Annotated in this window: 23 protein-coding genes, 4 tRNA genes and 1 pseudogene; 19 read left to right on the forward strand and 9 right to left on the reverse strand. The window is 63.2% G+C overall.

Annotation, left to right across the window (positions count from 1 at the left end; genetic code table 11):
- Position 1: 1 nt before the first annotated feature.
- From B586_RS16730 to B586_RS16735, 3 genes are all read left to right on the forward strand, one after another.
- Positions 2 to 343 (forward strand): hypothetical protein, encoded by a 342-nt coding sequence (locus tag B586_RS16730; RefSeq protein WP_054879354.1) that lies wholly within the window; start codon positions 2 to 4, stop codon positions 341 to 343.
- A gap of 70 nt (positions 344 to 413) precedes the next feature.
- Positions 414 to 605, forward strand: coding sequence for a helix-turn-helix transcriptional regulator (locus B586_RS20450; protein ID WP_236971309.1), 192 nt, complete (start codon positions 414 to 416; stop codon positions 603 to 605).
- Between the two features lie 15 nt (positions 606 to 620).
- Positions 621 to 965: a site-specific integrase gene (locus B586_RS16735; RefSeq protein ID WP_054879353.1), complete on the forward strand. Its 345-nt coding sequence runs from the start codon at positions 621 to 623 to the stop codon at positions 963 to 965.
- 183 nt (positions 966 to 1,148) lie between these two features.
- Here B586_RS16735 and B586_RS16740 read toward each other — a convergent pair.
- The 3 genes from B586_RS16740 to B586_RS16750 all read right to left on the reverse strand — a co-directional run bounded on the left by B586_RS16740 (position 1,149) and on the right by B586_RS16750 (position 1,430).
- Positions 1,149 to 1,222, reverse strand: a tRNA-Phe gene (locus B586_RS16740).
- Between the two features lie 28 nt (positions 1,223 to 1,250).
- Positions 1,251 to 1,327, reverse strand: a tRNA-Asp gene (locus tag B586_RS16745).
- 30 nt (positions 1,328 to 1,357) lie between these two features.
- Positions 1,358 to 1,430, reverse strand: a tRNA-Glu gene (locus tag B586_RS16750).
- 124 nt (positions 1,431 to 1,554) lie between these two features.
- Between B586_RS16750 and B586_RS16755 the strand changes: the two genes are divergently transcribed.
- Positions 1,555 to 1,627 (forward strand) — tRNA-Lys (locus B586_RS16755).
- 159 nt (positions 1,628 to 1,786) lie between these two features.
- Positions 1,787 to 2,599, forward strand: a complete 813-nt coding sequence (locus tag B586_RS16760) for a TIGR04255 family protein (RefSeq protein ID WP_047315260.1) — start codon at positions 1,787 to 1,789, stop codon at positions 2,597 to 2,599.
- A gap of 27 nt (positions 2,600 to 2,626) precedes the next feature.
- Here B586_RS16760 and B586_RS16765 read toward each other — a convergent pair whose 3' ends face one another.
- Positions 2,627 to 3,526, reverse strand: coding sequence for an SAM-dependent methyltransferase (locus tag B586_RS16765; RefSeq protein ID WP_054879352.1), 900 nt, complete (start codon positions 3,524 to 3,526; stop codon positions 2,627 to 2,629).
- A gap of 95 nt (positions 3,527 to 3,621) precedes the next feature.
- Between B586_RS16765 and B586_RS16770 the strand changes: the two genes are divergently transcribed.
- From B586_RS16770 to phoU, 6 genes are all read left to right on the forward strand, one after another.
- Positions 3,622 to 4,032: an ArsR/SmtB family transcription factor gene (locus tag B586_RS16770; protein WP_047315207.1), complete on the forward strand. Its 411-nt coding sequence runs from the start codon at positions 3,622 to 3,624 to the stop codon at positions 4,030 to 4,032.
- Between the two features lie 261 nt (positions 4,033 to 4,293).
- Positions 4,294 to 4,935, forward strand: a complete 642-nt coding sequence (locus B586_RS16775; RefSeq protein WP_047315206.1) for a TetR/AcrR family transcriptional regulator — start codon at positions 4,294 to 4,296, stop codon at positions 4,933 to 4,935.
- 182 nt (positions 4,936 to 5,117) lie between these two features.
- Complete coding sequence (locus tag B586_RS16780) at positions 5,118 to 6,134, forward strand: acyl-ACP desaturase (protein WP_047315205.1); 1,017 nt, start codon at positions 5,118 to 5,120, stop codon at positions 6,132 to 6,134.
- A 6-nt stretch (positions 6,135 to 6,140) separates the two neighbouring features.
- Positions 6,141 to 7,274 (forward strand): tRNA dihydrouridine synthase DusB, encoded by a 1,134-nt coding sequence (dusB, locus tag B586_RS16785; RefSeq protein ID WP_054879350.1) that lies wholly within the window; start codon positions 6,141 to 6,143, stop codon positions 7,272 to 7,274.
- Between the two features lie 166 nt (positions 7,275 to 7,440).
- Positions 7,441 to 9,543, forward strand: a complete 2,103-nt coding sequence (locus B586_RS16790; protein ID WP_082129342.1) for an LCP family protein — start codon at positions 7,441 to 7,443, stop codon at positions 9,541 to 9,543.
- 56 nt (positions 9,544 to 9,599) lie between these two features.
- A complete protein-coding gene (phoU, locus tag B586_RS16795; protein WP_047315203.1) occupies positions 9,600 to 10,271 on the forward strand; it encodes a phosphate signaling complex protein PhoU in 672 nt (223 codons plus the stop codon).
- Positions 10,272 to 10,293: 22 nt separating this feature from the next.
- On the opposite strand, the gene pstB is transcribed toward phoU, so the two are convergent.
- The 5 genes and pseudogenes from pstB to B586_RS16815 form a co-directional block, all read right to left on the reverse strand.
- Positions 10,294 to 11,070: a phosphate ABC transporter ATP-binding protein PstB gene (gene pstB / locus B586_RS16800; protein ID WP_054879349.1), complete on the reverse strand. Its 777-nt coding sequence runs from the start codon at positions 11,068 to 11,070 to the stop codon at positions 10,294 to 10,296.
- A 13-nt stretch (positions 11,071 to 11,083) separates the two neighbouring features.
- A pseudogene (locus tag B586_RS22265) lies at positions 11,084 to 11,251 on the reverse strand (phosphate ABC transporter permease PstA); the annotation flags it as partial.
- A 252-nt stretch (positions 11,252 to 11,503) separates the two neighbouring features.
- Entirely contained in the window at positions 11,504 to 12,595 is a 1,092-nt protein-coding gene (gene pstS, locus B586_RS16805; protein ID WP_197079853.1) for a phosphate ABC transporter substrate-binding protein PstS, read from the reverse strand.
- Positions 12,596 to 12,785: 190 nt separating this feature from the next.
- Positions 12,786 to 13,724 carry a mycothiol synthase gene (mshD, locus tag B586_RS16810; RefSeq protein ID WP_054879347.1) on the reverse strand — a complete coding sequence of 313 codons (939 nt, stop codon included), beginning with the start codon at positions 13,722 to 13,724 and terminating at the stop codon, positions 12,786 to 12,788.
- Positions 13,721 to 14,479 (reverse strand): winged helix-turn-helix transcriptional regulator, encoded by a 759-nt coding sequence (locus B586_RS16815; RefSeq protein WP_047315258.1) that lies wholly within the window; start codon positions 14,477 to 14,479, stop codon positions 13,721 to 13,723. Before B586_RS16815 ends, mshD begins: the two co-directional genes overlap by 4 nt.
- Before the next feature lie 296 nt (positions 14,480 to 14,775).
- On the opposite strand from B586_RS16815, the gene lmeA reads away from it, so the two are divergent.
- From lmeA to B586_RS16850, 8 genes are all read left to right on the forward strand, one after another.
- Positions 14,776 to 15,588 carry a mannan chain length control protein LmeA gene (gene lmeA / locus B586_RS16820; RefSeq protein WP_047315199.1) on the forward strand — a complete coding sequence of 271 codons (813 nt, stop codon included), beginning with the start codon at positions 14,776 to 14,778 and terminating at the stop codon, positions 15,586 to 15,588.
- A 106-nt stretch (positions 15,589 to 15,694) separates the two neighbouring features.
- Positions 15,695 to 16,126: a thioredoxin family protein gene (locus B586_RS16825; protein ID WP_047315198.1), complete on the forward strand. Its 432-nt coding sequence runs from the start codon at positions 15,695 to 15,697 to the stop codon at positions 16,124 to 16,126.
- Positions 16,127 to 16,131: 5 nt separating this feature from the next.
- Positions 16,132 to 16,245, forward strand: a complete 114-nt coding sequence (locus tag B586_RS22840) for an Ms5788A family Cys-rich leader peptide (protein ID WP_368859894.1) — start codon at positions 16,132 to 16,134, stop codon at positions 16,243 to 16,245.
- A gap of 109 nt (positions 16,246 to 16,354) precedes the next feature.
- Positions 16,355 to 16,825, forward strand: coding sequence for a DUF4395 domain-containing protein (locus B586_RS16830; RefSeq protein WP_047315197.1), 471 nt, complete (start codon positions 16,355 to 16,357; stop codon positions 16,823 to 16,825).
- 49 nt (positions 16,826 to 16,874) lie between these two features.
- Positions 16,875 to 17,717 carry a sulfurtransferase gene (locus tag B586_RS16835; protein WP_047315196.1) on the forward strand — a complete coding sequence of 281 codons (843 nt, stop codon included), beginning with the start codon at positions 16,875 to 16,877 and terminating at the stop codon, positions 17,715 to 17,717.
- 1 nt (position 17,718) lies between these two features.
- Positions 17,719 to 18,021 (forward strand): DUF1416 domain-containing protein, encoded by a 303-nt coding sequence (locus tag B586_RS16840; RefSeq protein WP_047315195.1) that lies wholly within the window; start codon positions 17,719 to 17,721, stop codon positions 18,019 to 18,021.
- 279 nt (positions 18,022 to 18,300) lie between these two features.
- Entirely contained in the window at positions 18,301 to 18,909 is a 609-nt protein-coding gene (locus B586_RS16845; RefSeq protein ID WP_231584538.1) for a heme-binding beta-barrel domain-containing protein, read from the forward strand.
- Between the two features lie 120 nt (positions 18,910 to 19,029).
- Positions 19,030 to 21,363: a hypothetical protein gene (locus B586_RS16850; RefSeq protein ID WP_236971314.1), complete on the forward strand. Its 2,334-nt coding sequence runs from the start codon at positions 19,030 to 19,032 to the stop codon at positions 21,361 to 21,363.
- Positions 21,364 to 21,404 lie beyond the last annotated feature (41 nt).

Genomic DNA, 21,404 nt, shown 5'->3' on the forward strand with positions numbered 1-21,404 from the left:
GATGCGTGTCATCCGGAAGTCGACGGGCGTATTCGATGTGCTGCCGAGCAGCGGCAGCGTTCGTCTCGCGCTGCGTCTTTACTTCTACGACGTGGGAGACGTCTCCAGCGCGGACCACAATGTCCGGCCGTTTGCGGCCGCCCGCAGCCGGCTTGGTCGCGACCCCGGGTATTTGATGGAGGATGCTGAGGGCGTCCCCTTCCAGCGGACCCTCAATATTCAGGATTATTGGTGTTGGACTGCCTGTTTCAGCTGGGCCTCCATAGATATCGGGATTGATCCGGACGATCAAGCGGTGTTCATCGGCAGAGCCGCCGACGATACGGGCGAACACGCGACTTGAAATCGGATAGGGCGCGACCGTCGCATAAGCACACACCTCTAGCCCTACATGCGGGGAGAAGGGTCGGATCATGGAGAACGACGGCAGGGACCGCAGGGATATGCTGACCGCAAGTCAGGTGCGTGAACTGACCGGCGTCCCGGTATCGACGTTGCGCGACTGGGCCGCGAAGCGAGAACACGGGATTCAAGCCCCGGGACCCCATCACGTACGGCTGAGCGGTCGCCATCGGCGGTGGACGCGCGGCGATGTCGACGACTAGCTGGAATCCGCGCGCATGCGCCGCTCGATTACTCAGGTCGGCGGCAAGCTCGTGGAAGGCAATCCGAAATCCAAGGCTGGGCACAGGTCCGTACTGATCCCTCAGCTGTTGGTCCCAATATTCAAAGGACGCATCGACGACCGTGCACCCGGAGCGCCGGCGGTGGCATCCCCGCGTGGATCGCGGCTGAGGCTAGAGAGCTGGAAGCGCTCGGTCCGCTGGCCGACGGTGATCGCCCAGATCGGGCGCGAGAAGCTGCGGCACACCTATGCGTCGCTGTCGCGACGGGCCGGAGCCGACCTTCGCCTGCTTCAGAAAGCGATGGGTCACGCACTGGGCGAACTTCAGCCCGGAGAGTAAGTGTTGTGGACCGGCGGGCACGCGCGACGCTGGCGGCTGCCCGCAAGACGGCGACCTTCAGCACCTAGCAAATCCGATGTGCGCCAGAAGTTGGCCCCATTTTGGCCCCATAGGGCTCCGAACAGGACGGGATCCTGTAAGCAGGAGGAGTAAAATAATGCCCTGAACTGGGCCGATACTGAGTGGCCAGGGGCGGGATCGAACCGCCGACCTTCCGCTTTTCAGGCGGACGCTCATACCGACTGAGCTACCTGGCCAGAAGGCAGCGTGTGTGCCTCGCCGCGCTGGCGACCCTGACGGGACTCGAACCCGCGACCTCCGCCGTGACAGGGCGGCGCGCTAACCAACTGCGCCACAGGGCCTTGCTTATGCTCCGCGTCACCACGTCGCAGTACCCCCTACGGGATTCGAACCCGCGCTACCGCCTTGAAAGGGCGGCGTCCTAGGCCGCTAGACGAAGGGGGCCAGAACCGAATCTCTCCGGGGCACTCGCAACGTAGTTACCGTTGGGGGCCCAGTCAGCTTAGGCCACCGTGGGCCCAATCCTCAAACGAGCTCGGTTACCGAACGCAGTATCCTGAATCTCCGCGCCCCTATAGCTCAGTTGGTAGAGCTACGGACTTTTAATCCGCAGGTCCTAGGTTCGAGTCCTAGTGGGGGCACCGAAACCCGGTGCTACCACCGCTTACCCGACGCTGGCGCCGTCGTCGATGACCCCGATGGCGCCGGGCAGCAACTCGCTTGCCAGCGACCTACGGTGGCACCGGATCCACTGGCACGACGTGCGGCCAAACGGCGTTTTTACCGCCATATCGTTGGCTATGCTTCCCTGGATGAACGGCGATGGAGTCAACTCAACCGGGCCCGTTGCCCTGGTCACAATGGAGATCCGTCATCCGGCAACTGATTCCCTAACCGAGTCATCCGGCCGGGAGTTGAAGCACCTGCTCGCCGATCAGTTGCCAATCGAACGTCAGGCTCAAGACGTGGCTTGGGGGATGGCGGCCCCCGGCACAGCCCCGACGCCGACCGCGGAACACTTCGTTCGTTATGTCAACCGCGACAACACCGTTGCGGCCTCGATGAAGAACCAAGCAATCGTCGTCGAGACCAGTGCCTACACCAACTTCGAGGCCTTCTGCGAGATTGCCATGCGGGTGGTGGACGCCCGCGCACAGGTCTCATCGATCGTCGGAATGGAACGAATCGGCCTGCGCTACGTGTTAGAGATCCGAGTGCCCGTCGGCGTGGATGGCCGTGTCGAGTGGAGCAACTGGATCGAGGAGCCGCTACTCGGGCCCCAGCGCATCGCTCCTGGTGGTCTGTCCCTCACCGAGTGGCAGGGCGCAGCCGTCTATCGCGAACCGCAGCCAGGCAAATCGCTCATTCTCCGTTACGGCCCGGGCTACGGTCAGGCGCTCGATCCGAATTACCACCTGCGCCGGGTCACGCAGGCCCAACCTGGGCCATTTTTCCTGATGGATATCGACAGCTTCTGGACGCCCAACGGCCCTATCCCGGAGTACGACAGGGATGCGCTGGTTACGACTTATCACGATTTGTACGCGCCAGCTCGTACGGTGTTTCAGGACATGCTCACCAGCCGCATGAAAGATGACCTTCTGCACCACTAGGCGTTCGCCCGCGCCGGGGGTATCGCATCAGCGGGCGAGCACCGCACTGCTGTAGGTCAGATCGGCGAAGGCCTCGGCGATGTCGTCGTCGGGGTAGATGAAGCCATTAGCCGCATACAGGTCCTTGGCCGTGCGCGACGATGTCTGCCAGCCGCGCTGGCTCAGATAGTCGACGACGTGGCTGCGCTGACCGTGATAGACGAGATCGTTGAGATCGATTTCGAAGCCCAATTCACTCATCCGGTCATGGTGTGCGCGCCACCGCTCGTCCACGAAAATAGCGGTGTCGGGCACGAATTCAAAGGCCAGCCCACTGCCGGGGGCACTCAAAGCGGTGATGTTATCGAACAGGCCATCCTGGGCCGCGTCCGGCAAGTAGACCAGCAACCCTTCGGCGCTCCACGCGGTAGCAGCCTGCGGGTCGAATCCCGCCGCCTGCAGCGCCGCAGCCCAGTCATCGCGCAAGTCGACGGCGACGGTGCGCCGCTCGGCGGTCGGTTCAGCACCGAGATCGCTCAGCGTCACCGTCTTGAATTCGATCACCTCCGGCATGTCGACCTCGTAGACCACGGTGCCCGCCGGCCACGTCAACCGGTAAGCGCGCGCATCGAGACCCGCCGCGAGGATCACCACCTGGCCGACGCCGCTGTCTGTCGCGTCGACAAAGAATTGGTCATAGAACCTGGTACGGCAGGCCATCCCCTGGGCCATTCGTTGCGGATTAAATTCGGAATTCTCGTCAACAGGAATCTGGCCATTGACCAGTCGCGTGTAGACATCGAGTCCGACGGCACGCACCAACGGCGCGGCATATGGGTCATCGATTAGCGTCGCGTCGGAAGCCAGCGCTCGCTGAGCGGCGACCATAGTTGCCGTCGCCCCGACGCTCGTCGCGAGATCCCAACGATCACGATCGGTACGAGCCATGGCGCTCCCCATCCCGAGCCACAATAAATATAGACAGTCTAGTTACTGCGGCAAGTCGATTCTTCACGCGCTCAAGACGGCGCTACTATCTGCATATGCATGCAGGTAATAGCCAAGGTCGATTGCCCGATGATCAGGCCAGTTTGGTGGTCGAAGTGTTCCGGATGTTGGCCGACGCCACCCGCGTTCAAGTGCTGTGGTCGCTGACGAATCGTGAGATGTCAGTTAACGAACTCGCCGAACATGTGGGCAAGCCAGCGCCGTCAGTCTCCCAGCACCTGGCGAAACTGCGGATGGCACGTCTGGTGCGCACCCGCCGGAACGGCACCACCATCTTCTACAGCCTGGAAAACGAACACATACGCCAGCTGGTCATCGACGCCGTCTTTAACGCCGAGCACGCCGGCCCAGGCATTCCGCGTCATCACCGCGCCGAGGGCGGGTTGAAGCCAGTCGCCGAATCCTTAAAGCCGCCCGGCTCTCGAACCCGCCGGGGCGCCGGATAACGATCACCAAGCAGCACACTCACGACGCGCCGCGTGCGCATGAACACCACCATGAGGTGCACCCCATGCGGCCCGAGCCGCAGAGCTCCGTCAGACCTCCGGGCACGGGTTGTCCCGCTCATCCCGGGGGCGGGCAGGCTGGGCGCAAGCGTCTGCGCCAGCGGGCACGCGGCCGACGCATCTTGAGTCACTGATGCGTTTCCGGCAGATGTGAGTCATTCTGACTACACGCGTTGTCACTTTGCAAGCTTAGGGAGCGCTGTGCAGTCCGATCAACGACGGGGCCGTTGGTCCGGCGTCCCACTGGAGAGTCGCCTCGCCGTACGTCGCGACAACCTCATCGCCGCCGGTGTGCAGTTGCTCGGCGGCGACAGCGGACCTGCGCTGACCGTCCGCGCAGTATGCCGCAGGGCCGCGCTGACCGAACGCTACTTCTATGAAAGCTTCCCTGACCGTGACGAATTCGTGCGTGCGGTTTACGACGACGTCTGCACGCGGGCGATGACAACCCTCGTCTCGGCGAAAACCCCTCGAGAAGCCGTCGAACAATTTGTCGCGCTGATGGTCGACGACCCGGTGCGCGGGCGCGTGCTGCTGCTGGCACCCACAGTCGAGCCAGTGCTGACTCAGTCCGGCGCAGAATGGATGCCCAACTTCATCACGCTGCTGCAGCACAAGCTGTCCCGGATCAGCGACCCCGTCTTACAAAAAATGGTCGCCACCAGCTTGATCGGGGGTCTGACCAGTCTGTTCACCGCGTATCTGCACGGACGGCTGGGGGCCACACGCGAACAGTTCATCGACTACTGCGTCGAGATGCTGCTCAACACCGCTGCCACGTATGTACCCCCGAGCGAGCGGAAGGAAGCCGAGCGATCGGTTCCTTCCGCGGCGCGTGACTGAGGTTGCCCGTCCGCGGGCCGCAACGTCCCAGCGGTCCCGTATTCGAGGGTTACGCGAACGATGAATCGGCAGGCCGTTGCGGCTGGTCACTCACGACGTGGCACGCTGGGACGGAACTTGATGCTACCGAGATACACAGATATATTGACTGCAACCAATAGACACAGATAACTGGAGGAGCCATGTCAGCCGAGCTGACCGATCTACAGCTGCTGCACGAGCTCGAACCGGTCGTCGAGAAGTACATGAACCGGCATGAACGCATGCACAAGAACTGGAACCCGCACGACTACATCCCGTGGTCGGACGGCAAGAACTTCTACGCGCTCGGCGGTCAGGATTGGGACCCCGAACAGAGCCAGCTCTCCGACGTCGCCCAGGTGGCGATGGTGCAGAACCTGGTTACCGAGGACAACCTGCCGTCGTATCACCGCGAGATCGCGATGACCATGGGCATGGACGGCGCGTGGGGGCAGTGGGTCAACCGCTGGACCGCTGAGGAGAACCGGCACGGAATCGCGCTGCGCGACTATCTGGTGGTGACCCGCGCGGTCGATCCGGTGGAGCTAGAGAAGCTACGCATCGAGGTGGTCAACCGCGGTTTCAGCCCGGGCCAGAATCACCAAGGCGGACTCTTCGCCGACACCTTGTTCGACTCGATCCTCTACGTCACATTCCAGGAGCTGGCCACCCGGGTCTCGCACCGCAACACGGGTAAGGCCTGCAACGAGACGATCGCAGATCAGCTGCTCGCCAAAATATCGGGCGACGAAAACCTGCACATGATCTTCTACCGGGACGTCAGCGAAGCCGGCATCGAGCTTGCGCCCAACCTTGCGATCAAGGCACTGCACAAGATCCTGCACAACTTCAAGATGCCGGGATTCCTGGTGCCCGAGTTCCGGCGTAAGGCCGTAATGATCGCGGTCGGCGGTGTCTACGACATCCGGATCCACCTGGACGAGGTGGTCATGCCGGTGCTCAAAAAGTGGCGGATCTTGGAGCGCGAAGATTTCAGCGGCGAAGGCGCACGGTTGCGCGACGAAATCGGCGCGCACCTCAAGGAGCTTGAGGCCGCGTGCGACAAGTTCGAAGTCTCCAAGCAACGCTACATTGAGCGCGAGGCCCAAAGGACCGAGAAAATCACCGCACGCAAAGTGCTCTCCACCAAGGGCACGCTAAGGATGAGCGGGCGGTAGTGACCATTGCGCATCGGCCCGATCGAGCTTGCCAGCCCGGTTGTGTTGGCTCCGATGGCCGGTGTGACGAACGTCGCATTCCGCTCGCTTTGTCGTGAGTTAGAGCTATCGAGGGTCGGCACGGTCAGCGGGCTCTACGTCTGCGAAATGGTGACCGCGCGTGCACTTGTGGAGCGCCATCCGGTCACCATGCACATGACGACCTTCGCCCCGGACGAGTCACCGCGCTCGTTGCAGCTCTACACCGTCGACCCCGACACCACCTATGCGGCCGCCAAGGTGGTCGCTGACGAAGACTTGGCCGATCACATCGATATGAATTTCGGCTGCCCGGTGCCCAAGGTCACCAAGCGCGGCGGCGGGGCTGCGCTGCCGTTTAAGCGGCGGCTGTTCGGCCAGATCGTGGCTGCCGCGGTGCGGGCTACCGAGGGCACCGACATTCCGGTGACCGTCAAGTTCCGCATCGGCATCGACGACGAGCATCACACCCATCTAGATGCCGGCCGTATCGCCGAAGCCGAAGGCGCCGCCGCGGTCGCGCTGCACGCCCGCACGGCGGCCCAACGCTACTCCGGTACCGCCGACTGGGAACAGATCGCCCAGCTCAAGCAGCAGGTACGGACGATTCCTGTGCTCGGTAACGGAGACATCTACGACGCCAGCGACGCCCTGGCGATGATGGCCGCCACCGGATGCGACGGTGTTGTCATCGGCCGCGGCTGCCTGGGACGACCGTGGCTGTTCGCCGAGCTGTCGGCCGCGTTCACCGGCAATCCGGCACCCACCCCACCGACACTCGGCGAGGTCGCCGACATCATCCGTCGGCACGGCAGGCTGCTCGCCGCCCATTTCGGCGAAGACAAGGGCATGCGCGATATCCGCAAACACGTCGCGTGGTACCTGCATGGCTTTCCCGCCGGATCGGAGTTGCGGCGCGCATTGGCACTAGTCAAAACGCTCGATGAACTTGACTGCCTACTAGACCGGTTGGATGGGGCTGTGCCGTTCCCGGACGCAGCGACCGGACCCCGGGGTCGGCAGGGTTCATCCGCTCGGGTGGCGTTGCCCGACGGCTGGCTGACTGACCCCGACGACTGCACCGTGCCGGTCGGGGCCGACGTCATGGGATCCGGTGGCTGAGTCGAAACGCGACCGAAATCGCGTCTCGGCCGATAACTCAGTACCATTTGCCCTTTAGTGGCAGTTGTAGCGCGAGTTGCGGCGCTGATAATGCCAGCACGGTGCACTGACCATTTTGCGCGGACATCACTGACGTCCGCATCAGAGTTTCGGAGGCCGGCAAGACGTGAGTGACGGCGAGAATGGCGCCACTCTTGACCATCAACGCGGGTCCGGCGCCGACAGCGATGAGCAACGAATTGCCCCCGACGCGCAGCGAAAGCTAAGCGCCGCGCCACGCGAGCGCAGCCGTGCACCCGCGCCCGAGGACGTGGCCTGCCGATGGCCGGACCAATCGCCCGTCGACACCGAAAAGACCGGATCTCACGCCGTCGGCCGAATAACCGTCGCCGACTTAATCGCCAAAATCGGCGCCCCCACTCCCCAGCGGTCCAGTCACCCTCATGGAGCCCGCCACCAAGCCCCGGACATCGAACCGCCCGAGGTCTTCGCCGACGTCTCCGATTACCCCGACGACGAGCAAGACACTCAGGTCATCGACATCCCGGCCTACTCCTTGGAGATCGTCTCAGAGATTCCCGACCTCGGAGCTGCCCAGTACCCGCCCAACGGCGTACACACGCCGACCCCGTCGCACGAGGTGCCCGCGCCAAGCGACTGGGCCCTGGCTCCCGAGGCCCTTACGACGCGCGAGCACCAACCCAAATCCCGCCGCCGACCGATATTGCTAGCCGGACGCACACTGACGGCGCTGGTTGCCGTGCTGGCACTGGTCCTGACCGGCGCGGCTTGGCAGTGGAACGCCTCGAAGAACAACCGCCTCAACACCGTCAGCGCGCTCGACCCAGGCTCGCACGACATCGTCGACCCCGGCGGGCAGTACGGCGACGAAAACTTCTTGATCGTCGGTATGGACTCGCGCGCAGGGGCCAACGCCAACATGGGCGCGGGCGACACTCAAGACGCCGACGGCATCCGGTCGGACACCGTGATGCTGGTCAACATCCCGGCAAACCGCAAACGCGTGGTAGTCATCTCGTTCCCCCGCGACCTGGCGATCACCCCGATACAGTGCGAGGTCTGGGACCCCGAAACCGGCAAGTACGGACCCATCTACAACGAGCAGAAGGGAAAATTTGGTCCCCGAGTGGTCTACACGGAGACCAAATTGAACTCGACATTCTCCTACGGCGGTCCGAAATGTCTGGTGAAGGAAATCCAGAAGCTTTCCGGTTTGAGCATCAACCGGTTCATCGCCACTGACTTCGTCGGATTTGCGCGGATGGTCGAAGCGGTCGGCGGCGTCGAAGTGTGCAGCAAAACTCCGATACAGGACTACGAATTGGGCACGGTGCTAGACCACTCGGGACACCAGGTTCTCAACGGGGCAACCGCGTTGAACTACGTGCGAGCCCGTAAGGTCACCACCGAGGTCAATGGGGACTACGGCCGCATCAAACGACAGCAATTGTTCTTGTCGTCGCTGCTGCGTTCGATGATCTCGACGAATACATTGTTCAACCTGAATAAGCTCAACAACGTCGTCAACATGTTCATCGGCAATAGCTATGTCGACAATGTCAAGACCAAAGACCTGGTCCAGCTGGGTATGTCGTTGCAGGGCATGGCCGCCGGGCACATCACGTTTGTCACCGTGCCAACCGGCGTGACAGACGAGAACGGCGACGAACCACCACGCACGGCCGACATGCGGGCACTTTTCGATGCCATCATCAACGACGATCCCTTACCTCTGGAAAACGACCAAAATGCGCAGAGTTTGGGGAAGACGCCGACAACCACGCCCACCCCCAAAAAGGCGACACCGGACAGCGCCACCCCAGAGGTTCAGCGCGAGCAGGTGACGACGACCTCGCCGCAAGGCATCACCGTGCAGGTGTCCAATTCGACCAGCCGGGCAGGTCTGGCGGCCGTAGCTGCCAACGAACTCCAGCGTGCCGGCTTCAACGTCATGACGCCGGATGACTACTCGAGTTCGCTTAAGACCACCACGGTGTTCTTCTCGCCCGGCAACGAGCAAGCCGCGGCCACCGTGGCCTCGGCGTTCCCCAATTCAAAAGTCCAGCGAGTTACCGGCATTGGCCAAGTAGTTCGCGTGGTTCTCGGCCCAGACTTCAGCGCGGTGATCGCTCCCCCACCTAGCGGCTCATCGGTCACCGTGCAGATATACCGCAACTCCAGCAGCCCGCCAACCGAGCTGCCTGAGGACCTGACCTTGACCAACGCGGCCGACACCACCTGCGGATAACGGCCAGGTCGGTGCATTACCGCCGTTTCCGATCTCGAGAACGTAGGCTTAACCCCATGCGAACCGCCTACCATGAGCAACTCTCGGAGTTATCCGAGCGGCTCGGCGAGATGTGCGGGCTGGCAGGGATCGCCATGGAGCGGGCCACCCAAGCGTTGCTGCAAGCCGACCTGGCGCTGGCAGAACAAGTGATCACCGACCACGAAAAGATTGCGACCCGCAGTGCTCGCGCCGAAGAGAGCGCGTTCGTACTGCTGGCCTTACAAGCGCCGGTGGCCGGTGACCTTAGAGCAATCGTGAGCGCCATCCAGATGGTGGCCGACATTGATCGGATGGGCGCGCTGGCCCTACACGTTGCTAAGATCGCCCGCCGGCGCCATCCCCAGCACGTGTTGCCTGAAGAGGTCAATGGGTATTTTGCCGAAATGGGCCGAGTCGCAGTCGAATTGGGAAACGGCGCACAAGAGGTGGTGTTGTCCCGCGACCCGGAGAAAGCCGCCCGTATCCGTGAAGAAGACGACGCGATGGACGATCTGCACCGGCATTTGTTTTCGGTGCTGATGGACCGCGAATGGAAGCACGGCGTGGCGGCCGCCGTCGATGTGACATTGCTGGGCCGGTTCTATGAGCGTTTCGCCGACCACGCCGTCGAAGTGGCACGCCGTGTCATCTTCCAGGCGACCGGCAGTCTTCCGGAAGACGACACGACACCCAGCTCAAGCCAATAGATTATCCAGTCGCTTCGATGTGCTAGCCGAAGCGGCCGGAGATGTAGTCCTCAGTGGCCTTCTGAGTCGGATTAGAAAAGATCTTCTCGGTGTCGTCGATCTCCACCAGCCGGCCGGGTCTTCCTACCGCCTCCAGGTTGAAGAACGCGGTCTGATCACTCACCCGCGCCGCCTGCTGCATGTTGTGGGTAACGATGACGATGGTGTACTCCTGTTTCAACTCACTGATCAGTTCTTCGATGGCCATCGTCGAAATGGGATCGAGCGAGGAGCACGGCTCGTCCATGAGCAACACATCCGGTTGCACGGCGATAGCCCGAGCGATACAGAGCCGCTGCTGCTGACCCCCGGATAATCCGCCGCCGGGCCTATCCAATCGGTCCTTGACCTCATCCCACAGGTTCGCGCCGCGCAGCGAGTATTCGACGGTGTCGTCGAGCACCTTGCGATTGCGCACACCCTGCAGCTTCAAACCGGCCACCACGTTGTCGCGGATCGACATGGCGGGGAACGGGTTGGGCCGCTGGAATACCATCCCGATTGCCCGCCGCACACCGACGGGATCGACACCAGGGGCATAGATGTCTTCATCGTCGAGTAACACGGTGCCCTCAACCCGGGCGCCGGGGACGACCTCATGCATCCGGTTTAAGGTGCGCAGCACCGTCGTCTTGCCGCAGCCCGAGGCTCCGATGAAGGCCGTCACGCTTCTGGGCAGTACCGCCAGCGACACATCCGAAACCGCTTGAAACGGCCCATAATAGATGTTGACGCCTTTGAGGTCCAATCTCTTGGCCACGTGGTGCTCCTGCCTACGACTTCCTAGGGGCGAACATTTTCACAATTGCTCTGGCCCCGATATTAAGCACAGCAATTATCAGGATCAGGGTCAGCGCGGCGCCCCGCAGTCGATCCGCGGGAACCGGGTTGCTGCCAGCGCCGGCCGACGTTTGGTCATACATCATGCCGGGCAGTGACCCACGATCAGGACCCCGGAACCCTCCGACAGCCTGCGAAATATCCGGTCTCCCAGGCTCGGCCACTTAGCCCCGCACGGGCTTATGGGGGCGATCGGCAGCTCCGGAGAGGCCGCGGCGACCACCGCACCCGAGCCCGCATCGGCTGGGTTTGGCGTTGTCACCGTGATCCCATCCCTGCTAGTTCTTAGTTCTGCCGTCGCTTTTAAAGCGCCTGTTGCCCCCTGAGAAGGGCGTCGCACGGGGCGCGATTTGTTACTGCATTGCGTTGATCGCGCTGACCAGTCGCTTCTTGACTGTATCGGGCAGCGGAACATAGCCGACCGCCGAAAGGCCGGTCTGACCGTCATCGGCGGCCACGGTGAGAAACGACTTAATCGCCGCGAACGTGTCCGGGTCGTAGCCCTTCGAGCAGACGATCTCATAGGTGGCCAACACCAACGGGTAAGCATTCGGCTGCTCAGTGCTGTACATCGCGTTCAGGTCCAGTACGAGGTCGTTGCCGACGGACACAAAGTTGGCCGCGTTGATGCCGTTGCGTGCCGTGTCGTCGGTAAGCGGCACGCCGCCACTGCCGGTGTCGATCTGGGCGAACGGCAATCCGGCTCGATCAGCGAAGCCCTTTTCGACATAGCCAAAGGCGCCGGGCGTGGTCTGCACCGCCTGGATTACCCCGGCCGACTTCTGAACCCCTTCGCCAACACCGCCCAGAAACTCGGCACCGACCCCTTTGGCCCAGCTCTGCGGTGCGTCGGCCGTCAAATACTTCTGCAAGTTGTCGGTGGTTCCCGATGAATCCGCCCGATAGATCGGCAGGATCCTGAGGTTGGGCAGGACAACACCTGGATTGAGCGCCGCCAGTATCCCGTCATTCCATGTCGTAATCACGCCACTGAAGATTTTGGCCAACGCGTCACTATTGACGATCAACGTCTGAACGCCTGGCAGGTTGTAGACCAACGCAACCGGCCCGAACACCAGCGGCAGATCCCACGCCGGGTTTCCTTTACAGCGCTTGGCGGCCGGGGCGAGTTGATCCGCGAGCAGCGGCGTGTCCGAGCCAGCGAAGTCGACACGGCCGGCAATGAACTGCTCACGACCGGCACCCGACCCGGTTGGGTTGTAAGACACGTTCTTGTCGGGGCACAACTTCCCCCAAGTCTGGTTAAACAATGCGATCGCGTTCTGTTGAGCGGTCGACCCCTCAGCCGTCACTGCCCTTTTACCGCCACAAGCCGCCGTGTTAGCCGATTTCCCTGAGATGGCTGTTGTCGCAGCATGGCCGCGATTGTCGTCACTGCCACACGCAGCCAACACCCCGGCGGTGACCGTCGTCGTCAACACCATCGCCAATGCCCTGCGTACCCTGTCGCGGCTCACCGATCTCGCTTTCTCAGCGCACTTTCGACGCACACCCGCGCCGCTGGCCGAGCGCGAGGTTGCCTGGTCACCCGGAAAGTATGCGCCGCGGGCACCCAGAAACATCGGTAGTGGGGTGAACAACACCTGTGAATGCCGCGTGAAACTGGGCTTTCGCTCAGTCATCGATCCGGGTTAGCGCATAGGCAGTGTCAACACTGGACGTGGTGAAGCCTAGCCGCTGATAGGTCCGCGCCGCGGCGACGTTGTCCGATTCCATATAGAGCATCACGGTAGGTTCGGCTGAGGGTCCGGCAAGCCGCTGCGCCAGCGAGGCGATGCCGATCGATGTCAACATCTGCCCCAGGCCGCGGCCCTGAGCGGACGGGTCGACGCCTAGGACGTAGACCTCACCCAGGCCCGGGCGATCGGGATGCACCTTGGTCCAGTGGAAGCCCAATAGCCTGCCCGGCTGGTCGCTTGAGGAGTCACCGAAAGCCAAAAACAAGCCCGCCGGGTCGAACCACGGTTCGCTGCGTCGCTCCGCCAACTGGGTTTCAGTCCAGCCGCCCTGTTCTGGATGGTCGGCGAACGCGGTGTTGTTGACCCGCAACAACTCGGCGTCATCGACCGTACCCGCGTAAGTCCGCACCCGCACCCCCAGCTGATCGGGAACCACCGGGTCGGGGGCATCTCGCAGCGAGCGTCGCATCTGGACCAGTTGGCGCACCGGGACAAGCCCCAGCGCGGACGCCGTTGCCCGGGCCGGTGCTAGCGTGCCGTGCGCCCAAAACCGGTTGCGCCCCGCGGTCTTCGCCAGCGCCGCGCGTCCCATTGCGGCGCCAACACCGCGACGGCGGTCCCGCGGATGCACCACCAACTCCGCCATCGCGACACCCGCGTCGCGTGACGGGCTGAGATTGAGATAGCCGATGACCGATGCTTCTGGTCCTGAATCCGTGACCAGCAGGTGCTCGGTCCGGTCGTGGCCGAGTTCCCGCAGCACCTGCTCGCCGACGGGTGCTACTCCATCGAATTCGGTTGCCGTCGCAACAATTTCGCGCACTCGCTGCTGCTCATCGGCGGACAGTGCGAAGCGCCAGTCAAGCACCGTCACTGACTGCGTAACGGGTCGACTAATGGGTCATTGAAATCGTCGGGTTTGGTGTCCTCGTCGTCGGGCTCCGCGATCGGCGAGCGGCCGCGAGCCGGCCGGACCGCCTTGTAACCCACGTTGCGTACCGTGCCGATCAGCGCTTCATGTTCGGGCCCAAGTTTTGCCCGCAGTCGACGCACGTGCACATCGACGGTCCGGGTCCCGCCAAAAAAGTCATACCCCCACACCTCGTGCAGCAACTGCGCGCGGGTGAACACCCGGCCGGCGTGCTGCGCCAAGTACTTCAGCAGCTCGAACTCTTTGTAGGTGAGGTCAAGCGGCCGGCCCCGCAGTCGTGCGGTGTAGGTGCCTTCGTCGATGACCAGCTCGCCCAGGCTCACTTTCCCCGCGCTCTCCTGGTCGGCTAGCCCGCCGCGGCGGCCGACGACCAGCCGTAGTCTGGCGTCGATCTCCGCGGGCCCGGTACTGGGCAAGAGGATCTCGTCCAGCCCCCAGTCAGCGCTGACCGCCACCAGCCCGCCTTCACTCACCACCGCTAGGACGGGGGCGGACCGGCCTGCCGTGCTCAGCAGGCGGCACAGACCGCGTGCGGACGATAAGTCGTGGCGTGCGTCGACGAGCACGGCATCCGCGGCTCCAGCCTCGAGCAACGAGGACGGTTCTGCCAGCGCGGTCCGCACGGTGTGGGGCAGCAGCGACAACGACGGCAACACCGAGTCAGGATGCAGCTCCGAGGTCAGCAGTAGTAGCTCCAACGACCCCTCCAGCGTCGTGGGAAAGGCATTTCCCAAATCGATAGCGACATGTGCCGTTTGCGGCTAAGTCAATTAACGATAACGTGCCACCTGGTCTTTGGCCCGGCGACAAGGCGTTGCGGGACGCAGCGGTGAGGAACCGGGCAATCAAAGTGGGCCCGGCGACAAGGCGTTGCGGGACGCAGCGGTGAGGAACCGGGCAATCAAAGTAAGCCCGGCGACAAGGCGTTGCGAGAGTCGTCGTGCCGGTTGCCGGAGGTGGTTCAGGCACAACCTGAATAGAGCTACGCCACAATATGCGGATGCGCAAGGTGCTAACCGGTGTGGTCACAGCGGTGGTCGCCGTGGCTGTGATTGTTGTCGGCGCCCTCAGCGTCGATTACGGCACCAGCATCTACGCCGAGTACCGCCTGTCGGTCAACGTGCGCAACGCGGCAAATCTCGGGTCGGACCCATTTGTTGCGATCCTGGCGTTCCCGTTCATCCCGCAGGCGATGCGGGACCACTACACCGAGTTGGAGATCAAGGCCAACGCCGTCGACCACGCTATGGTCGGCAAGGCCTCCCTCGAAGCCACCATGTACTCGATCGACCTGACCTACGCGTCCTGGCTGATCAAGCCCGATGCGAAGCTCCCGGTAGACCGGCTAGAGAGCCGCATCATCATCGACTCGATGCATCTGGGCCAGTATCTGGGCATCAGCGACCTCATGGTCGAGGCACCACACCGAGAAACCAACGACGCTACCGGCGGTACCACCGAATCGGGGATCTCCAGCGGCCATGGGCTGGTATTCAGCGGCACCCCGAAATCGGCCAACTTCGACCGCCGGGTCAGCGTCTTGGTGGACCTCTCCATCGCCCCTGAAGACCAGGCGACGCTGGTGTTTACCCCCACAGGCATCGTGACCGGACCCGACACCGCCAACCAACCCGTTCCGGATGACAAACGGGACGCCGTGCTACGTGCCTTCAGCGCCAGAATGCCCCACCAGAGGCTTCCGTTCGGGGTGGCGCCGACCAGCGAGGGAGCACGCGGCTCGGATGTGATCATCGAAGGCATCGCCCGGGGAGTAACGATCACCCTCGACGGGTTTAAGCAGTCATGATGCGCGCCGACGACGATGCGGTGGGGGCACCCCCAGCCGCGAAGCGGCGAGGGGGACGAAGCGATGAGGTGGGGGCACCACCCGCTTGCGGGGGAGAGCGGCGCCCATGATGGCGGTGATTGTGGCGACCATAGCGGTGGGGGTGCTGACAGCCCTTGCCGGATGGTTGCTGACTCGGCGCTCGGGAAACGTTCGCGAAATTCGTTCTGCGCCGGGTCAGGGCGCCGGCGCAGACACCGCAGACCTGGGCCTGTCGCGTACCGGGCCGACCATCGTGCATTTCAGCGCACCGTGGTGCGGGCCGTGCGATCGGGTACGTCGGGTGGTTGATCAGGTCTGCGAAGACCTGCGCGACCTGGGAGACATAGCCCACGTCGAGATCGATTTGGACGCTAATCCCGCAGCTGCGCGCCGATTTTCGGTGCTCTCGCTGCCCACCACATTGATTTTCGATGCCGACGGACAGCAACGGTACCGGACGTCGGGAGTCCCCAAGGCCGCTGACCTGCAGTCCGCACTCGAACCATTGTTGGCTTGATCACCATGTCATTGGGTAAGCTGGCCGACGTGTCAACCCGCCTCGAGCCCATGCTCACCAAGCGCCGCGCAGTCGATCTGTGCCGCATCGCGGGTTGTTGCTGTTGCTGTAGCTGCTGAGTCGCCGCGCTCGTCGACGCCGCACCTGGAGCAGCTTTCGGAGCCTACTAAGGCATGACTCCCATTTTTCCGTGCAACAGGAGATCTAGAAGTAGCTAGGAGTAGCACAGTGACGATCAATAGCACCTCCATCGGAGGAGATGTTGTCGATGTCCGCGGCCCACGGTTTGCTGCCTGGGTTACGACCGCAGTTCTGCAGACCGTCCTAATCGTCTCGGTCGTCAGTCCGCTGGCGGCCGCGTTACTGCTGGGCCTGCAGGCCGTGGTTTTTGCCAGCGGCGCTGTTGGCGGCCCGCGCCGGCACCCATACGGACGGGTGTTCGCCGCCCTGGTGGCGCCTCGGCTGGGTCCGGTGAAAGAGCGCGAACCGGTGCCACCGCTCAAGTTCGCCCAACTGGTTGGCTTCGTCTTCGCGGTTTGCGGTGTTGCCGGATTCGCCGCCGGCGCTTTCTTGGCGGGTGTCATCGCGACGGCGGCCGCATTGGTGGCCGCCTTCCTCAACGCAGCATTCGGCATCTGCCTGGGCTGTCAGCTCTACCCGGTTGTGGCGCGGTTCCGACGCACTCCCCGTCCCGTTTAACCCTGGTTGACCACCCTGTTCACCCCAAAGTAAGTGAAAGGATCCCACCATGGCACGCTCCGATGTCCTGGTCTCCGCCGACTGGGCCGAGAGTAATCTCAGCAACCCTCAGGCCGCGAAGATCGTCTTCGTCGAAGTGGACGAGGACACCAGCGCCTACGACGGCGGCCACATTGCCGGCGCGATCAAGCTGGACTGGCGCACGGATTTGCAAGACCCGGTGAAGCGCGACTTCGTCGACGCCCAGCAATTCTCCAAATTGCTGAGTGACCGTGGCATTTCCAATGACGACACCGTGATCCTGTACGGCGGCAACAACAACTGGTTCGCCGCCTACGCGTACTGGTATTTCAAGCTGTACGGGCATGACAAAGTCAAACTGCTTGACGGCGGCCGCAAGAAGTGGGAGCTCGACGGTCGCCCACTGTCCACCGACACCGTCAACAGACCGGCGACCTCCTACATTGCTGCCGCACCGGACAACACCATCCGGGCCTTTCGGGACGAGGTCATCGCGTCCATCAACATCAAAAATCTCGTCGACGTACGTTCCCCCGACGAGTTCTCCGGCAAGATCCTGGCGCCTGCCCACCTGCCCCAGGAGCAGAGCCAGCGACCCGGCCACATCCCAGGCGCGATCAACGTACCGTGGAGCAAGGCCGCCAATGAGGATGGCACCTTCAAATCCGACGAGGAGTTGGCCACGCTGTACGCCAACGCCGGCCTGGAGGGGTCGAAGGAGACGATCGCCTACTGCCGGATCGGTGAGCGGTCATCCCACACCTGGTTTGTGCTGCGCGAGTTGCTCGGACATCAGAACGTCAAGAACTACGACGGCAGTTGGACGGAATACGGCTCCCTGGTGGGCGCCCCGATCGAGTTGGGAAGCTGATATGTGCTCTGGGCCGAAACAAGGACTGACGTTGCCCGCCAGCGTCGACCTCGAGAAGGAAACGGTGATCACCGGTCGCGTGGTTGACCGCGAAGGCCAAGCCGTAGGTGGCGCGTTCGTTCGTCTGCTGGACTCGTCCAACGAGTTCACAGCCGAGGTGGTCGCCTCGGCCACCGGTGACTTCCGGTTTTTCGCCGCGCCGGGATCCTGGACGCTGCGCGCGCTGTCTTCAGTCGGTAATGGCGACGCCGTGGTGTCGCCGTCGGGTGCGGGCATCCACGAGGTCAACGTCAAGATCGCCTGACCGGCCTGACAGACCTGCCCCGGAAGCCACCACCGACCAATAAGACGAATAGACTCGTCCCCGTGGTGCTCTTCTTCGAGATCATGCTGGTCGTGGCCGTGGTGGTCATCTCGTGGTTTGCCCTTTATACGCTGTACCGGCTGATCACTGACGAGTCGTGAAGCCCGCCGGCGACGATACAGAGCGCAGCGACGGGGAAGAGCGGCGCACGTGACCTCCGACGAGGTCCGTGACGGACCGGGCGATCCCGCGGACTCCGGTGAACGTGCGGCTGCTGGGATGTTTCACGCTGCCGAGCGATCGACGGTGAGCGCAGCCCGAAATATCCCAGCTTTCGATGATTTGCCGATCCCCTCCGACACCGCGAATCTGCGCGAAGGCGCTAACCTCAATGACGCTTTGCTGGCACTGCTGCCGCTGGTCGGCGTGTGGCGCGGCGAAGGCGAGGGCCGCGGACCCAACGGCGACTACCGCTTCGGCCAGCAGATTGTGGTCTCGCACGACGGTGGTGATTACCTGAATTGGGAAGCCCGGTCGTGGCGGCTCAACGACGCCGGCGAGTATCAGGAAGCTGGCTTACGTGAGACGGGTTTCTGGCGTTTCGTCAGCGATCCATACGATCCGACCGAATCCCAGGCGATCGAATTGCTGTTAGCCCACTCGGCTGGTTACGTCGAATTGTTTTACGGGCGGCCACGCAACGCGTCATCGTGGGAGTTGGTCACCGATGCCCTGGCTTGCAGTAAATCCGGCGTGCTCGTCGGCGGCGCCAAACGGCTTTACGGCATCGTCGAAGGCGGCGACCTCGCCTACGTCGAAGAACGAGTAGACGCCGACGGGGGACTGGTGCCACATCTATCGGCGAGACTGTCCCGATTCGCCGGATAGCGGCGTGGGCCTAAAAAGACACCTTCGAACGATCATTCTGTGTGTACTGTTCGACGTCTGAACAGCCGATATCCCAGGAAGGAGGTCGGCCGGATGCGTCGCACCAGAACAACCTCGCCCGTGACGCGCAGGGTCGTATCCGCGGTTGGCCTGCTACTGATCGGCTATCTGGCCGTGGTGGCGGCGCAACCCGCCATCATCGACGCACTACCGACCTGGCTCGGGTGGTTCGGCCGGCCGGGATCGATGCCGACGATCGGGATCGTGGTGACCGTGCTGATCGCGGCGTGTGTGCTGACCTTCCGATCGGATAGCAGCCACCGGGTAGTAGGCATGTCGTTCACCGTGATCGCCGTGCTGATCGCGATGAGCGCGGTTCTGGGCCTCACCTCCTACTGGGGATGCCACGACGCCAATCATCCCGCCTTCTTCACCCCGCTGATGGCGACAGCCCAGTTGGTCAAAGGCGGCACCGGCGACTTTTCCGTGAGCGGGCGCACCTGCCCGTATCCCACCCCAGCCGGCCTAGAAGTAGCACGAATAGCGGCTCTGTCGGCGATCTTCACCGGCTTGGGTGGTGTGGTGGTCGGCGTGTTCCGGTCCCAGGTGGATCGGCTCCGAGCCAACCTCGCCGATTCTGTGACCGCGATTGTCGGTGTCGACGACGACACGCAATCGATGATCAGCGGGGTCGCCCAAACGCTGGACCGGCGCGGCACCCTGGTCGTCATCACCGGCACCAGCGACAACCGGGTACAACAGGCCCGCCGCCAGGGCGCCCGGGTGGTCTTGGTGGATTTCAATGCACCATCCGCCCTGGTGTCGCTACGGCTTTGGCGACACCTGTCTCGCCTCTATCTGATGTCGGCCGATCCCGCAACCAACCTGCTGTGGCTGGACCTCATCAGTCGTCGACTCTCCGAGGTCGCCCACAAGCAGCGGTTGCCCCTTATCGTGCGCATGGACGACCCCTGGTTGGCCCAGGCCTGGCGCGCCCAGCAGTTCGGCGGATCCGACACCCGGTGGGCCGCCGATGTGGTGGGCAAGTACGAGGTGACCGCCGGCAGGCTACTCGACGGCATCATCGCGACGGGCCGAACAAAACGTGTATTCATCTGCGGCACTTCGCAATTGACCCTAGCGTTGTGCGCGGATCTGACCCAACGCGCCCTGGAACGCGACTTCTACACCCCTCCGGGCTCCGTGCCGCTGCCGGCGCTGACCCTCGTCGAAAGAGACGCTGAGGAGTACTTGCGCGATCACGAGTTTCACCGTCAGCAAACCGGGTTCATATCAACGGGACCGGCCATCGACGCGGTAGCGGAAGCTCCGACGATACCGACCCTGCTGAAGCTGATCGGTGACGCCGATCCGGCAACCAGCGCGGTGATCTTGGTGGACGCCCATGCGGCGACGACGGGCACCAGGCTGGCCGCGCGTTTCCCCGACATGCCCGTCTACACCTCGGACCTCAACACCAGCATCGCCGATGACTCGATCCAAGTCGTCGGCATGCTGCAGTCCTACTCCCTGGTGCTGGACACCCGCGAGGGTCAGGTCCAGGATGCGTGGGAGCGCGCGGCGAGGCTGATCCACGAACGCTATGTGTCGACGATTGACCCCAGTTGGCCGCGTGGCCCGGCGGCCGTGCCATGGGCTGAGCTCGATGAGTTCTACCGGGGATCCAACCGGCGCCAGGTGCGCAATGCCTTGTGGATGGTCGAACAGATCGCCGGCCACACCTGGAACACCTGGGGCAGCCCGCCGGCACAGCTGTCCGGGCGCGACATGGCCGGATCGCCGCCACTAGAACAGCTTGCTCTCATGGGCTTTGACCACTACTCCGCGATGAGCATGGCGCGCGCCGAACACGAGGACTGGTGTCGCTACTACCGGCGCAACGGCTGGAAGTATGGTCCGATCCGCGACGATGCCCGCCGGATCCATGACAAGCTGGTCGACTGGTCCGTGGTCGAAAGCAAGCCGGATCTTGTCGAGGCCGCGGTGCGCAGTTTGGCGGCCACCCTGTGGAGCCTGCGCCAGCTCGGCTTTCGGTCCCGTCCGCTGTGGCAATCGTTCACTCGCGTCGGGACGGTCACCGCCGAGCAGCGGCAGACACCGTGGACCTGGCGATCGGACTCCGGACACACGATGCGGGCCGACGCCGGAGACTGGGCGGTCCAGTCCGACGGAAAGATGTGGTCGGTGCGCGACGACATCTTCCGCGACACCTATGAGGAGACCGGCGACGGCCAGTGGCGCCGGAAGGGACGAGTTCAAGCCCGTCCGGCGCAGGCCGGCGAGACCGTCAACACCCTAGAGGGCCCAACTACCGCTGCGGACGGAGACTGGGTGGTGCGGGGATCCAACGGCGAACAATGGCCGGTTCCCGGTGACGAGTTCGCACGTCGCTACGTCGAATTCCAGCCACAAGCTAAACACCTTGAGGGGTAAGGGATCCAACTCTGTGATTTAGCCGATGACCTGTTCGCGGA

Source organism: Mycobacterium haemophilum DSM 44634 (assembly GCF_000340435.2).
Classification (GTDB): Bacteria; Actinomycetota; Actinomycetes; order Mycobacteriales; family Mycobacteriaceae; genus Mycobacterium; species Mycobacterium haemophilum.

Bases quoted from the DNA above. Each gene is read 5' to 3' on its own strand.
- B586_RS16730 (WP_054879354.1), top strand. From the start codon at position 2: ATGCGTGTCATCCGGAAGTCGACGGGCGTATTCGATGTGCTGCCGAGC.
- B586_RS20450 (WP_236971309.1), top strand. From the start codon at position 414: ATGGAGAACGACGGCAGGGACCGCAGGGATATGCTGACCGCAAGTCAG.
- B586_RS16735 (WP_054879353.1), top strand. From the start codon at position 621: ATGCGCCGCTCGATTACTCAGGTCGGCGGCAAGCTCGTGGAAGGCAAT.
- B586_RS16760 (WP_047315260.1), top strand. From the start codon at position 1,787: ATGCTTCCCTGGATGAACGGCGATGGAGTCAACTCAACCGGGCCCGTT.
- B586_RS16765 (WP_054879352.1), bottom strand. From the start codon at position 3,526: ATGGCTCGTACCGATCGTGATCGTTGGGATCTCGCGACGAGCGTCGGG.
- B586_RS16770 (WP_047315207.1), top strand. From the start codon at position 3,622: ATGCATGCAGGTAATAGCCAAGGTCGATTGCCCGATGATCAGGCCAGT.
- B586_RS16780 (WP_047315205.1), top strand. From the start codon at position 5,118: ATGTCAGCCGAGCTGACCGATCTACAGCTGCTGCACGAGCTCGAACCG.
- phoU (WP_047315203.1), top strand. From the start codon at position 9,600: ATGCGAACCGCCTACCATGAGCAACTCTCGGAGTTATCCGAGCGGCTC.
- pstS (WP_197079853.1), bottom strand. From the start codon at position 12,595: ATGGTGTTGACGACGACGGTCACCGCCGGGGTGTTGGCTGCGTGTGGC.
- lmeA (WP_047315199.1), top strand. From the start codon at position 14,776: ATGCGGATGCGCAAGGTGCTAACCGGTGTGGTCACAGCGGTGGTCGCC.
- B586_RS16825 (WP_047315198.1), top strand. From the start codon at position 15,695: ATGATGGCGGTGATTGTGGCGACCATAGCGGTGGGGGTGCTGACAGCC.
- B586_RS22840 (WP_368859894.1), top strand. From the start codon at position 16,132: ATGTCATTGGGTAAGCTGGCCGACGTGTCAACCCGCCTCGAGCCCATG.
- B586_RS16835 (WP_047315196.1), top strand. From the start codon at position 16,875: ATGGCACGCTCCGATGTCCTGGTCTCCGCCGACTGGGCCGAGAGTAAT.
- B586_RS16840 (WP_047315195.1), top strand. From the start codon at position 17,719: ATGTGCTCTGGGCCGAAACAAGGACTGACGTTGCCCGCCAGCGTCGAC.
- B586_RS16845 (WP_231584538.1), top strand. From the start codon at position 18,301: ATGTTTCACGCTGCCGAGCGATCGACGGTGAGCGCAGCCCGAAATATC.